The 13,368-nt window shown below is 49.2% G+C and carries 10 protein-coding genes and 1 pseudogene; 4 read left to right on the top strand and 7 right to left on the bottom strand.

Annotated elements, in window-relative coordinates; genetic code table 11:
* Window positions 1-243: 243 nt before the first annotated feature.
* From QUA90_RS22735 to QUA90_RS22720, 4 genes are all read right to left on the bottom strand, one after another.
* Entirely contained in the window at window positions 244-1,104 is an 861-nt protein-coding gene (locus QUA90_RS22735; protein WP_333084600.1) for an SDR family oxidoreductase, read from the bottom strand.
* 202 nt (window positions 1,105-1,306) lie between these two features.
* Entirely contained in the window at window positions 1,307-3,766 is a 2,460-nt protein-coding gene (locus QUA90_RS22730) for an SdrD B-like domain-containing protein (RefSeq protein WP_333447864.1), read from the bottom strand.
* A 272-nt stretch (window positions 3,767-4,038) separates the two neighbouring features.
* Window positions 4,039-4,206 (bottom strand): hypothetical protein, encoded by a 168-nt coding sequence (locus QUA90_RS22725; protein ID WP_333323331.1) that lies wholly within the window; start codon window positions 4,204-4,206, stop codon window positions 4,039-4,041.
* Between the two features lie 87 nt (window positions 4,207-4,293).
* Complete coding sequence (locus QUA90_RS22720; RefSeq protein ID WP_333447862.1) at window positions 4,294-6,222, bottom strand: SdrD B-like domain-containing protein; 1,929 nt, start codon at window positions 6,220-6,222, stop codon at window positions 4,294-4,296.
* Between the two features lie 264 nt (window positions 6,223-6,486).
* Between QUA90_RS22720 and QUA90_RS22715 the strand changes: the two genes are divergently transcribed.
* A complete protein-coding gene (locus QUA90_RS22715) occupies window positions 6,487-7,164 on the top strand; it encodes a peptidoglycan-binding protein (protein WP_333390324.1) in 678 nt (225 codons plus the stop codon).
* A 612-nt stretch (window positions 7,165-7,776) separates the two neighbouring features.
* Here QUA90_RS22715 and QUA90_RS22710 read toward each other — a convergent pair.
* A complete protein-coding gene (locus tag QUA90_RS22710) occupies window positions 7,777-9,654 on the bottom strand; it encodes a DUF1565 domain-containing protein (RefSeq protein ID WP_333447860.1) in 1,878 nt (625 codons plus the stop codon).
* A gap of 222 nt (window positions 9,655-9,876) precedes the next feature.
* On the opposite strand from QUA90_RS22710, the gene QUA90_RS22705 reads away from it, so the two are divergent.
* Together QUA90_RS22705 and thiS are read left to right on the top strand one after the other, a co-directional pair.
* Window positions 9,877-10,959, top strand: a complete 1,083-nt coding sequence (locus QUA90_RS22705; RefSeq protein WP_333447858.1) for a thiamine phosphate synthase — start codon at window positions 9,877-9,879, stop codon at window positions 10,957-10,959.
* Window positions 10,960-11,056: 97 nt separating this feature from the next.
* A complete protein-coding gene (gene thiS / locus QUA90_RS22700; RefSeq protein ID WP_015176890.1) occupies window positions 11,057-11,269 on the top strand; it encodes a sulfur carrier protein ThiS in 213 nt (70 codons plus the stop codon).
* 201 nt (window positions 11,270-11,470) lie between these two features.
* Here the strand turns inward: thiS and rpmA are convergent, their stop codons facing one another.
* Both rpmA and rplU read right to left on the bottom strand, forming a co-directional pair.
* Complete coding sequence (rpmA, locus tag QUA90_RS22695; RefSeq protein ID WP_190738131.1) at window positions 11,471-11,770, bottom strand: 50S ribosomal protein L27; 300 nt, start codon at window positions 11,768-11,770, stop codon at window positions 11,471-11,473.
* A 27-nt stretch (window positions 11,771-11,797) separates the two neighbouring features.
* Window positions 11,798-12,190 (bottom strand): 50S ribosomal protein L21, encoded by a 393-nt coding sequence (gene rplU, locus QUA90_RS22690; RefSeq protein WP_333036112.1) that lies wholly within the window; start codon window positions 12,188-12,190, stop codon window positions 11,798-11,800.
* 299 nt (window positions 12,191-12,489) lie between these two features.
* Here rplU and QUA90_RS22685 point away from each other — a divergent pair.
* Window positions 12,490-13,181, top strand: a pseudogene (locus QUA90_RS22685) (hypothetical protein); the annotation flags it as partial.
* Between the last annotated feature and the right edge of the window lie 187 nt (window positions 13,182-13,368).

Here is a 13,368-nt window from a genome sequence, read left to right as displayed (position 1 = left end):
TCAATTTCGTTTGCATCGTCCGTGATTGTTGACCCTTCGGCGAAGCTAAGTGGGCATCACTGTTGACTGTATGTTACACCCAATGATGCTAGCAGATTGAATATAACTAAAAAAATGAATAAACCCGCCCTAGGTAACGTGGTTGTGGGGGCGGGTTTATTTAGATTGTGAGTTATAGTCACAGGTTGTGGGTGAAAGTTCTCCGACCAAATGCGGTTATTTTTATATTAACTCGCGCCAAATCTACCCGTTAATCACAGATCCGCCGTTGGGATGCAAAATTTGACCCGTCATGTAAGACGAATCTTTTGAAGCTAAAAACACAAAACTAGGGGCAACTTCATCGGGTTGACCGGCGCGTCCCAAGGCCGTGTCTGCACCAAATTTCTCCACTTTTTCTTCAGGGAAAGTTGCAGGAATTAGAGGCGTCCAAATCGGGCCGGGGGCGACTCCGTTGACGCGAATTCCTTTCTCAGCTAAACTTTGAGACAAAGACCGGGTAAAGGCAACAATTGCTCCTTTTGTGGAGGAGTAATCTAATAATTGTTGGTTGCCTTTGTAGGCGGTGACAGAGGTAGTGTTGATAATTGCACTTCCCTCTTTGAGGTGTTTGAGAGCGGCTTTTGTGAGGTAAAACATTGAGAAAATGTTGGTGCGGAAGGTGCGCTCTAATTGTTCGGCGGTGATATCTTCAATGCTTTCTTGGGGATGCTGTTCGGCGGCGTTGTTGACAAGGATGTCGAGGTGTCCGAATTCTTTAACTGTTTGTTCTACAAGGTTTTGACAGACGTTTTCGTCGCCGATGTCGCCGGCGATCGCAATACAGCGCCGGCCTTGTTGTTCGATCGCCTCTTTGGTCTTTTTGGCATCATCATCTTCGTTGAGATAGCTGATGACTACGTTAGCGCCTTCTTTGGCAAAGGCAAGAGCCACTGCACGCCCGATACCGCTGTCTCCGCCGGTAATTAAGGCTACTTTGTCCCGCAATTTGTCGCTACCGCGATATCCCTCTGCAAAGGATTGGGGTTGCGGGGTCATTTGCGATTCAATACCGGGTTGCTGTTCTTGATGTTGAGCCGGATTGGTTTGTTGTTGAGTTGGCATAACATATTCCTCTACGTTCTACCTCTATAAATAAAGGTTTTCTGGAACTAGGGAATCGCTCTTTTTGCCGATCGTGCCCTACTACTAAAGACAGTTTGGGCGATCGAAACCGCTTGTTATTATTGTCACAACAGCAAAAAGCACGCCAAAAGATCATTTGACGTGCAGTTTAAACAAGCTAGTTGCTAATTGCTAACTCGAACTAAAACACTCGCTCTGGATTAGTAGTAATTCCTACCGTATATTTTTCCAGCTCTGCCTGATGGACAGCGAAAGCGTCTGGCGTTACAGCGAGCGAACTCACCAAGCTTTCCCACTGATTAAGGTTAACAGAGTTGTTAACAAATCCACTCTCACCTACTACAATCTTGTCAACAGTGCTGACTGGTTGAGGGACTGAGCCGGGGACGGGGTTATTCAGCGGATCATTATAATCGGGGATGCTAGAAGCAGTTACCGTGCCGCCAGTCAGCAGATCCATACTACCACCCGTTCTTTCTGGTTCCGTCGGTACTGGCGCCGGCACGATCGGCGTTACAAAAGTATTTGGCCCCGGCACCGAGAACGTAACAGGATTAGGCCCTGTCGGAATGGGGAATGGGTTGGGAACGCCCGGAGCGTTGAAAACTTCCAATAGGGAATAGTTGCCTGGAGCTAAATTGGTGAACAGAACCTCGCCCTGAGCATTACTCCTCACCAGAGGCTCGGTAGCAGGATCGTAGCGACCATTGTTGTTGAAATCCAAGGTGAACGGGATGCCCTCCAAAGGAGGTTCGCCCTCATCTCGAAGCCCGTTGCGGTTGTCGTCCCGGAATTTTCCTCCTAGATAGTTAAAGAACTGACCGTTGCCCACCAAAGCACAAGTAAACGTTTGGTTTGCGCCCAAAACGATGTCCAGTGGTTGAGTAGTTTGGAAAGAATTGGAAGGCACCACTTCCCGGACTCGGTAAATACCGGGGGTCAAATTGCCAAACTCCCAGCGGCCGAACTGATCGCTGACGGTACTTGCTTCTCCGGCATCAAGGGCATCGTTACCGTTGCTGTCGAGGTAGATTGTGACCCCTGCGATCGGCGTTTCAAAGCCGTCTCGGTAGCCGTTGCCGTTCAAGTCTTGGAATTTGCACCCAGTGATGCGACTGTTGGGGGTGTTGCCAAAGACAACGTTGGCATCTTGAGTGCTGAGGTTGAACTGCACCCGATCCGGAGTAGTAGGACTAAAACCAGCTTGGGGCACTTCCCGAACCACATAATTGCCCGGTTCCAGGTTAGTGAAAGCACCGCGCCCGTTGGCATCAGTTACTCGCGACTGTTCCCCTGTGTCGAGGGCGCCGTTGTCGTTGGCATCAAGGTAGACCGTGATGCCGGGAATGCCCACTTCCTGTAGAGTGTTGGCCGGTTCGTAACGACCATTAGCGTTCTGATCGTTGTATTTGAAGACCGTGATGTTGGGGCGCGTATTCCCGACAGCACCGCTACCTGGATTTACCAAAATCGGGGTGAAGAAGACTGCAGGTTCCGGGTTGACCGGCGGGAACGGGGGCGGGAAGTTCGCCGCAACGATCCGCTGGCCGCCTGGAACACTATTATCTGCGACTATGAAAGGCAGCGTGCCCTGCTGCCGCGATTGGGGCCCGGGGGCTGTGACTTCTACCGGGTTCTGCGTAGTTGCAATTGGCGGCTGGTTGGGTATGAATGTTTCAAAGGTTTCCAATACTGAGTAGCTGCCAGCTTTCAAATCTCTGAAGGTAGCCCTACCATCAGGCCCAGTTAACAGTCGCGGTTCGCCCGCGTCTGTCCTGCCGTTCCGGTTCAAATCGAGGATGAACGGGATGCCTTCGAGGGCAACTTCGCCGGAGTCTTGTATGCCGTTGGCGTTGTTGTCCCGGAATTTGAAGATCGGGATTTCGTACAGGGGAGTGTTGCCCACTTGAGCGCAGGCCCAGGTTTCGCCAGGGCCGAGGTTCACGTCAAGCAGGGGGGTGCTGCCGGGGGGAGTGCTTTGGGGAAAATCTCTTTCTAACGGTTCAGTGCCCGGCCCGTTGGCGCGCTCTTCCCGAATCCGGTACAGCCCAGCCGACAAACCAGTGAATCGGAACTCGCCGTTTCTATCGGTTAAGGTAGTGCGTTCCCCTGTATCTAGCTGACCGTTGTTGTTGGCATCGATATAGATTCTGACGTTTTCCATCGGGGGTTCACTCCCGTCTCGAAAGCCGTCGTTGTCTACGTCGAGGTATTTGCAGCCAATAATCTGACCTTCCGGGACGCGACCATTGCCGAACAACACTGTGGCATTAGTGCCCGCGAGGGTGACGACGACTGGGTTGGGAGTTGTCGGGCTGAAACCGGCTGGCGGGATTTCCCTGACTGTATAGGTGCCTGGAAGCAAGCCTGGAAATATGAAGTTTCCGCTGGGGTTTGTCAACGTCGAGGGTTCACCTGGATCGACAGTGGTGTTGTTATTGGTGTCAATAAAGATTTGGACGTTGGGGAGTCCCGGTTCGCCGGGCTCTCGAATGCCGTTGAGGTTCTGGTCGTTGAACTTGGTACCCTGGATACCCGCAGGAGCGTTGCCAAAATTGATGGTTGGCGGTAACACTACTGGAAATAATACAGGAGTTACCTGACTAGCACTTTTTTCTGCCATGATTTTCTGTTCCTTCACACCTAAATCTACGTAAGCTACAGGCTACTGTATCACTTTGTCAATCAGCAGTTAGCTGCTGCTAGCGACTGACGATCGCTACTCAATCATACATACGTCTACGTTGCTCGAAGGTTCCTCATCTAACATCAGGCTTACTCCAGCTTTGTCGCACGAGATTATATCAGGTTTTGAATAGCTGTGGCAATTTGAGCGCAATATCTTCAAGATTTGCGCCCGGAGTTCTTCTGCCCGTGGACACTTGCTGTTTTGAGCTGGAACAACGTTAAAACTCACTGCACCTCGGTGACTTGAGCGACCATGCCACGAGGGCGATCGCACTTGGGGAATTGTCTGATAATTCCTAAAAACAGGTATGATACTGTCTCTGAATCTTGCTCCTCATATACAAGCCAGCTTTGGGCTTCCCGGAACTCTGGCTTGGCTTTGGAGGTTGCCAACAATAGGGTATCACGCGATCGCCCTTTAACCTCTTCCTAATTTTTATCTGCGGTTTGGGATTCGGGGCGATCGAGCTTTGTCTCACCCTACTTAACCGGGAAATTCCTCACACCCATCGGCACAAACCAGTCAGCGATCAGCCCATTATCTAATTCATTGATATTGACACAATTACCAACTTGTGAATTAGGCTCCAGACCGACATTCTGTTGCCCAAAGTTAGGAATATTGCCTAAATTTGCAAAAAATCCATCACTCAAAAATTTACTAATTTGATCACTATCACGACCCTGGCTCAAAAGCAAGCTATCCGCCCCCATATTACCCGCAGGTTCGGGTCTCGTATAGCTGTTGGCATCCGTTAACGGGTCGCCCTTCCAGGATTTAGCCGACCTACCCTCAGCCTCTCCAGTCACCAAATCGATGCTGCTAGCCCCAATCTCTGCCGAGACAACAACCACCGCAGGCGGAGTCGTTTGAATGAAACCGGGCGGCGGAACTTCGCGGACAACATAACTACCTACCGGAACATTGCGGAAACTGTAATTGCCTTGAAGGTCGCTTAAGGTACTCGCTTCGCCCGGATCTAAACTGCTGTTGTTGTTGAGGTCGATATAAATTTGAGTATTGGCGATTGGGGGTTCCCCAGGATCTAGGCGGCCGTTGGCGTTAAAATCGTTAAATTTCACACCGCTGATGGTGCCAGTCACCAATACATTGCCAAAGCTGAGATTAGTGGCATTTGTGCCGTTGCCCACGGTGATCGGAGTCGGATTGGGCGTGGTTTGTCGAAAACCGGGCTGCGGGACTTCCCTCACGACATAGGTTCCTTGAGGTAAATTGATAAAAGAGAAATTACCTTCGGGGTTGGTTAAAGTCGAAGGTTCGCCCGGATCTAAACTGCCGTTGTTGTTGAAATCAAGGTAAATCGGCCAGTTGGCAACTCTCGGTTCCGTCGGTTCGTTGATACCGTTAGCGTTGAGGTCGTTGAACTTGAAGCCGCTGATGCTGCCGGTAGGAAAATTGTTGCCGAAATTGACGCCGACTGCGTTGGTATTGCCGATGATGTCGATCGGGCCTGGATTTGGCGTAGTCTGTACCCATCCCGGTTGCTGAACTTCCCTCACCAAATATCTGCCGGGAGAAACATTGGCAAAAGTGTAGTTGCCTTGGGGGTTTGTGATGGTATTGGGTTCGCCCGGATCAAAGCTGCTGTTGCCGTTGAGGTCGAGGTAAATTGGCCAGTTTGCCAGAGGCGGGTCTGTCGCGTCTCTGACGCTGTTGGCATTGAGGTCGTTGAACTTGACACCGCTGATGCTGCCGACAAAAAAGACATTGCCAAAATTGATGTTGTTGACAGTGGCGTTGGAAGTAACGTTAACCGGGCCGGGGTCAGGTGTGGTTTGGAGAAAACCCGGTTGCTGGACTTCTCTCACCAAATATGTATCGGCGGGAATATTGACAAAAGCGTAATTGCCTTCAACGTTTGTAAATGTAAAAGGTTCGTCGGCGTCGAGCCTGTTGTTGCGGTTGAGGTCGAGGTAAATTTGCCAGTTAGCTAGCCCTTGTTCCCCAGGATCTCGGCTGCTGTTGTTGTTGATGTCGTTGAATTTTGTGCCTGCGATCGTCCCTGCGTTAAAGTTGTTGCCAAAATTGATATTGCCAGCATTTGTGCCACTGGTAATCGTGATGGGTGCGGGATTTGGGGTAGTTTGGCGAAAGTTCGGCTGCTGGACTTCCCTAACTTGGTAAGTTCCCGGTGGCAGGTTGGCGAAGATGTAGTTGCCTTGCGCGTTTGTGACGGTGGAAGGTTCGTTAAATTCTGGCTGGCCGTTGTTGTTGAGGTCGAGGTAGATTTGCCAGTTGGGAATGGGGACTTCTCCGGGATCAGGGAGGCCGTTGGCGTTAAAATCGTTGTATTTAGTGCCGCTGATGCTGCCGACTTGGAAGTTCCCGATGTTGACATTGCCGATGTCTATTTGGCTGGCAATTCTGGTGGGGGTGGATTCGGACATGGTGTTGCTGGGGCCCAATGAACGCGGTTCAATGTTTTCTGTAGGGCAATCTAGCAGTTTTTTTGCCAATTGCAGCTATTTGAGAGGAGAAATTATTTTTAGGAAAGGGAAGGGGGGAAAAGTTGTGAGTTTTGAGTTAACTGGTTCGCAGACATAGCCAGGGAGTCAGTTAATGCCTTATGCCCAATTCCCTATGCCTAAATTCCCAATTTTTTCCAGATTTGATGTACGATCGCTACCAGTTTTGCAGAGGTCGAATTCCCAATGTCCCAAAACTTGACAGCAAGCTGGAATGAAGCCCGCGAGGTTCCGAGTTTGCTCTTCGGCTGGAGTTTGTGCGGTTTATTGGCAATGAGCTCGATCGCCCCTACTCCTGCTGTCGCACAGCTACCTACCTCCGAACAGAGTAACAGCAACAGCCCGATCGCCCAAACAGGTGCGATCGTCCGCCCCGCAATCAAATTGGGCAGCCGCGGCTCAGAAGTGATCGAACTCCAAGCTGCTCTTCAATTGTTGGGCTTTTACGCTGACACTGTAGACGGGATTTTCTCACAAAGCACCGCTAGATCTGTGTCTCAGTTCCAAGAAGCAGCAGGTCTGCCTCCCGACGGAATAGTCGGTCAAGATACTTGGAACCGGCTGTTTCCTGCGACTCCGAGCGCGATCGAGAACCCGATAGCCAACGATCCTGTAACTGCCGACGATTCAGAGATTAACCCCCAAGCGCAGCCAACTAATTTTCCGGTTTTGAGAAGACGAATGCGGGGGGCGGCAGTCAGAGATTTGCAAGAACGGCTGCAGGCCAAGGGATTTTTGCGGGTGAGTGCTGACGGCGTGTTTGGCCCGGAAACTCAAGCTGCTGTCAAGGCGGCTCAGCGACAATATCAACTGCCAGCAGACGGCATTGTCGGCCGCGCAACTTGGGAAGCTCTGCTGCGTTGACAGCAAGCGAAAAGTGTCGGGTGTGCACGTTGCGGTATCGAGCGATCGTACAAATTGTTAATAATCGCTTTTGGAAGTATTTCATCACATCAAAAAGTGTCAAGTTTGGTAAACAAAGTGTTTTTATGCGCGCAGTTGGTGTTAACTTAAAAACATGAGGGGCAAAACCAAGAAGCACAAAAAACTTGGATAAAAAACTTGGAATTAGAGTATTTGTCCCGCTCGGCTCTAGTCCGCAGGCAACGCCTGAACCGTGTAGTTTATTAGCAAAGAAAGGTTGACATTGGGATCGAGATTTGTTAAATAGCTTGAGGCTATTGGATTAATCAAAAGTTGCGATCGCACAATCAAACACAGAAGTCTGAATAGACTCCGCTGATAGCTAGCTCGTCTACAGAGTAGTTGCCAAAAAGTCCACCTTAGTTGTAGTTTGCTGAAACTCAGCAGAACTAAAAACCCACTTGAATCAACTTAATTTACAAACTTTTTAGGGTCTGGCATCCGATATGCTAGGCCCTAAAATTTTGAGATTTTTTTGAAGTAGTCAGCAGTCTTTGGCTGTCAACAGTCAAGAGTCAACAGTCAACCGTTAACTAATGACTAATGACCATTTCATTGAATTTCTTCAATTCGAGCATTCAAACCGTTAGCGCTGAGCATTTGTAGCAATTCCTCAGCTTTTTCGAGTTCCCGAAAAGCACCGGCTTGCATCACCGATCGCCCGCTGGAAAAAGAGCGAAAAGCACCGGGAACGAGAGATTGCATTTTTTGTCGATCGCGCCAACTGTCGGTATCCACCACAACTCGATACCGGAAACCCAAAGCTCTGGCTCGATCGAATGACGGCGAATTATCCACGGCATCGGGCAAAGAATTCCCCCCTAAAGATGCAGGTACATAGCCACCCCTTCCTATCGGAATGTTGCGACCCGGAACCGGCAATCTACCCTCGGAAGAAACCGAACTCGAACTATCAAAATTGGGAGGAATCATTGGTTGCTGTACCGAACTTTCCGAAATTGATCGATAATTCGGATCGGGCACGGGAATTGCGATCGCCCCTTGGGCTACCGATGAAGCAGCGGCATTCCTCGGAGAAAGTTCTTGTCGCAACTGGGCGCTTCGCGGTGCGGGTCGATTTTGCACCGGTCGCTGGGAAACGGGCGCAGGCGGGGGAAGTGGCGCTCTTTCTACTCTGGGACTTAGCCGCCCGGGAGTGTAAGCAGGGAGAGAAGTGTCTGGCCCACCGATGCTGGGGGGTCGATCGGTCGTTAGCTGCAAAGCGCTTCCCCCCATTGGCCCAGGGGTAAAAGTTCCCGCCACATCAACCGAGCCCGTCGTCCGGCTGCTCGACAATTGATTGCCGTAAGCTGGGATTACTTGACCTTTTGCCGCATTGTTGACATCGTACTGACCGTTGTTGCGAATGACATTGCCCCCCGGTTCGGCTGCAGTTCCCAAATCCGGCAGAGAACTCGCGATCGCCACAATTCCGTCCCGGCGATTACTCTCGATATAATTGTTACGCAGCACAGGTCTAGCATTAGCTTGCACCACCACGCCATCTTTATTGCGAGTAATTTTGTTACCGATTAGCAGAGGCGAAGCGTTCTGCGCTACATTCACCCCAAATCCCGTGTTTTCAAACACATTATCTCGAACTTCCGGCTGGGAACTGCCAAAAATTGTAATGCCGTTAGCTCCATTCTTCGAGAAAACATTCCCGCCAATCGTCGGCCTGGAAGTACCCACTACCGAAATGCCGTCGTGAGTGCTGCCAGAAAAAGTATTGTTAACAACCGTCGGAGAACTCGATTCGATCCACAAAGCGTAACCGCGATAGTTGGTATTCGTCACCGTCACCCCGCTGAGGCCCGCCCCGTCTGCGCCTAAAATCGCAATATTTTGACCCGCCGAAGTCGGACTGATAAAGTATCCTCCGCCTTTGATGACAATATTCTGACCGCGAGTGTTGGGATTTCCCTGAACTGTCACGCTGGGTCTGAGCATTAATGGAAATTTTTCGCCGGTTTGCTCGCTGTAAGTACCGGGCGCTAGCAAAATCGCTGTCTTGGGTGGGGCGACGCTTAAGGCGTAGGTAAGGGTTTTGAACGGAGCTTGATCGCTGCCGTTGCCCCCCGTGTCGCTGCCTCCTGTCGAGCTGACGTACAGTATGTTGATGTCGCTCAGCAGCGTCTGAGAAAGTAGCTGCACTCCCGGTATCCCGGCAGCGATAACTGACGGTTGATGGTTGCAAAGGGCGGTGGTGGCAAAAACGAGCAAAAGGCAAGAACTCAAACAAGATTTTTGCGATCGCTTTTCTTTGCACTCGCTATATTTAGAGTTTGGGAGCATAAATAAACCCCACTGATTTGCGATCCGAGTTCCGCTTCCCGAGTTTGGTGTCGGGTTTTCGCGATCGAACTTTGATTTCACCCGCCTGCTGGGGTTTTCTTCTGTTAATCTTTTGTGTTGTTCTGCTAACCTCACGGCTCTCCTCCGAAGTGTGGTATGCAGTTTAACGATTCCACTCTCATCAAGTTTGATCTATTATGCTTTGTTTTCATCAAATTCAATAAAACTTAAAAAATTATTGTCGAATTTACATCGGTTTATGCCAAAATTAAGCCGCCTGCTTTGCCACAATCTTGACGGCGTGGGAGAACATAGCGGGTTGATTGGTAAGATTAATTATAATTAGGGTGGTTCTGAATGACCGACAAACAAAACAGAACTTTACCGGCACAGTCAGCCCTCTGCCGGATTTTAGATGCAAATTTAGATCGATCGCGCGAAGGGTTGAGAATTATTGAAGAATGGTGCAGGTTTGGTCTCAACAGCGCGGATTTAGCTGGCGAGTGCAAGCAACTGCGTCAAGAATTGGCTGCTTGGCACGTTGCAGAACTTCGCAGCGCTAGGGATACGCCGGCTGATCCGGGTACGGAGTTGACTCACCCGCAGGAAGAGCAGCGTTCGAGCATTCAGCAGCTACTGGAGGCGAATTTCTGTCGGGTGGAAGAAGCTCTGCGGGTACTCGAAGAGTATGGCAAAATTTACGATCGGAATATGGGCGCGGCTTTTAAGCAGATGCGCTATCGGGTTTATACTCTCGAAAGCGATTTGCTGGCTTACCGGCGCTACCAGCAGTTACTTCGATCGCAGTTATACCTTGTAACTTCGCCGCGAGACAACTTGATGGGAGTCGTGGAAGCTGCTTTGCAAGGGGGACTGACTTTGGTGCAGTACCGCGACAAAACCTCAGACGACGGGGTAAAGCTGGCCAACGCGCGGAAGCTTTGCGAACTTTGTCACCGCTATGATGCTTTGCTGATTGTGAACGATCGCGTGGATTTTGCGATCGCAGCCGACGCCGACGGCGTACACTTAGGCCAGGGAGATTTGCCTGTGGCGGAAGCGCGGAAGTTGCTCGGCCCGGGACGGATCATCGGTTGTTCGACTACCAATGGCGAGGAAATGCAGCGAGCCGTTGATGCGGGAGCCGACTATATTGGAGTTGGGCCGGTTTACTCCACTCCTACTAAACCTGATAAACAGGCGGCGGGTTTGGACTATGTGCGGTATGCTGCTACTAAGTCGCCGATTCCGTGGTTTGCGATCGGCGGAATTGATATCAACAACCTCGATGAAGTATTGAATGCCGGAGCTCAAAGGGTTGCGATAGTACGCGCAATTATGGAAGCAGAACAGCCTACTTTAGTCACGCAGTTTTTCATCTCGCAGTTGATTCGGATGCAGAATCTGAAAGCTCAGAAAGCTTTGCACGGAAAAAGCTAGGTTGATTGGGGATTTGTAGGGCGGGTTTAGCACAGGAAATGTGTGCATAAAATATAATTTTGTTACAAAACCCGCCCTGAAAACAGATATTTTACTGATGATAAATCAAATTGCGCTGCAAGTTAACGGAGAAACCCGCAATTGTGCGATCGACACACCGTTACCAAAATTACTAGAACAATTGGGATTAAACCCGCGCTTGGTGGCTGTGGAGTACAACGGGGAAATTCTGCACAAACAATTTTGGGAAACTACACAGATGCAAGAGGGCGACATCTTAGAAGTTGTCACAATTGTCGGAGGAGGCTAGCCACAAATGGGTGACCAATTAAGCCTGTAGTCCGCCAGGGAATGAATTCCCTGGCTAATAGCTAAAGTCCTCTCCAGAGGACTAATAAGTTCTTCAGTCCTCTTCAGAGGACTTTAGCTTTGAGGCAGGGGTTTCAACCCCTGTCGGACTATCGGTTCTACGCTAAGTTGTCAGGAATCTGCCGAACCTAGGAACAAAGAATTAAACAGCGACAGCTTCAGCCACGGGTTCAGCCACAGGTGCTGCTACAACAGGATAAATGCTGACTTTCTTGCGAGTTTTGCCTTTTCTTTCAAAAGTCACCACACCGTCAATCATGGCAAACAGAGTATCATCTCTGCCGATACCAACATTATTACCAGGGTGAACTTTAGTGCCGCGTTGGCGGATCAAAATGTTGCCAGCTTTGACAACTTGACCGCCGTACTTTTTGACACCCAGACGCTGAGAATTAGAGTCGCGTCCGTTACGTGTACTGCCTGTACCTTTCTTGTGGGCCATAATATCCTCAACTGTATTTACTATGTTTTATTCTGAATCAGTTTCGGCGGTTTGGGGAGTTTCGACAACTGCTTGAGTTAAGTCTCTGGCGGCCAAGACTGTACCGTTGACGCTAATCGAGTCAATCATAAAGCGAGTTGTTTCTTGACGGTGCCCTTTTTTCTTCCGAGTTTTCTTTTTCGGCTTCATCTTGTAGACGAGGACTTTGCGGCCCCGGAAATGCCGTAGAACCGTTCCTTCTACCGTGGCATTTTCTAGTAGAGGCTGGCCGATATGAACCTCGCCTTCGTGCTGGATCAGAAATACTTTGTCTATGGTGACTTTGGATTCAGCTTCAACGTGAAGCAGTTCGATGTCGTAGAAGCGGCCTGGTTCTACCCGAAATTGTTTGCCGCCGGTTTCAATGATTGCGTAAGTCATGGGATGGTTGTTGAGATTGCCGTACAGGTAGCTGATGAGTCATTGGTCATTAGTCGTTGTGGACTTTTGACTGCTGACTGCTCTCTAGCTTTTGGAATGTCTTAACCTGATCCGAGCCGGATTTAGACAGACAATCTACTATTATTGCGGATTGTTGGAGTTTTGTCAAGGTAAAAGAGACTTAATCTTTTCTAATTGTTAGTTTGAGAACAGATTTGTGGCGACCAACTACGGAATGCTTACAGAGTTAAATGTAGATTTTCTCAAATTCTCTCTTCTGAAACAGGGCAGGTAAAAGTATGACTCAGGAAAATTCCGAACATTTGCTGAAAAAAATCTGGAGAACTTTGACTACCGACCACCGGCAATTGTTGCGGGGACAGCACGATGTTGTGGTAGATAGTGTTGATAGTATAAATGCGGCGATTTCTAGTGTTGTTGCTGTAGTAGGACTGACTGGTGCGGCTATCAATCCTGCTATTGCAGTTGTTGCCGCTGGGATGGGGTTGGCGCAAATTGCTGTGCGCTGGCACAAGCGCTTTGAAAACAAGCCTCCGCAAGAACGCTCGTTCTCTGATTACGTGCAGTTAGCTTCGGTTCTAGCTTATTGTAAATCTTTCGATAAATGTCTAAACGACAGCGATTTCCTAACTCGAATTAATCTCAACTCTGTTGTATCAGAAGAGTTTAAACAACAAATCGAAGAACTTGCCGAATCTTCCTTAGATGAACAGGAAGCTAGGAGAACGATGAGCGGTTTTCCCGGATCTAAATTGGCTGAAAATTCAATCATTTATTATTAACTTACTTACAGCAAGTAGGATTAACTGAAGGCGAAGCTCAGACTTTGACAGAGCGAGTAGCTTGGAGCACACCTCGCTACATCAGTCAGGCATTAGCTGAAGCCAAAGATGACTTAAAAGTGCTGGCAGAACGTTATCGAGATCGCTGGCAAAAAGATCTAGATAAATACGACAATATCGATGCTTACTTAGAAGATAAAATTGCCTCAAAACCAGAAGAAAAAGTATTTGATGAAGACTTTAAGTTTAAAGATATCTACGTGTCTCTGAAGGCCAAGCCACTCGATCAAAATGGCAAGCTTATTGAAAATGCACAAGCTTTCGATTTAGAAACTTGGGCAAAAGACTTGCTTGCAGATGAAAACAAACAAAATC

This window comes from Microcoleus sp. D3_18_C4 (assembly GCF_036702355.1).
Classification (GTDB): domain Bacteria; phylum Cyanobacteriota; class Cyanobacteriia; order Cyanobacteriales; family Microcoleaceae; genus Microcoleus.
The sequence above is the reverse complement of the archived record's forward strand: the minus strand, read 5'-3'. Positions and strand labels throughout refer to the sequence as shown.

Bases quoted from the DNA above. Each gene is read 5' to 3' on its own strand.
- rplU (WP_333036112.1), bottom strand. From the start codon at position 12,190: ATGACTTACGCAATCATTGAAACCGGCGGCAAACAATTTCGGGTAGAA.
- thiS (WP_015176890.1), top strand. From the start codon at position 11,057: ATGATAAATCAAATTGCGCTGCAAGTTAACGGAGAAACCCGCAATTGT.
- QUA90_RS22735 (WP_333084600.1), bottom strand. From the start codon at position 1,104: ATGCCAACTCAACAACAAACCAATCCGGCTCAACATCAAGAACAGCAA.
- QUA90_RS22720 (WP_333447862.1), bottom strand. From the start codon at position 6,222: ATGTCCGAATCCACCCCCACCAGAATTGCCAGCCAAATAGACATCGGC.
- rpmA (WP_190738131.1), bottom strand. From the start codon at position 11,770: ATGGCCCACAAGAAAGGTACAGGCAGTACACGTAACGGACGCGACTCT.
- QUA90_RS22715 (WP_333390324.1), top strand. From the start codon at position 6,487: ATGTCCCAAAACTTGACAGCAAGCTGGAATGAAGCCCGCGAGGTTCCG.
- QUA90_RS22705 (WP_333447858.1), top strand. From the start codon at position 9,877: ATGACCGACAAACAAAACAGAACTTTACCGGCACAGTCAGCCCTCTGC.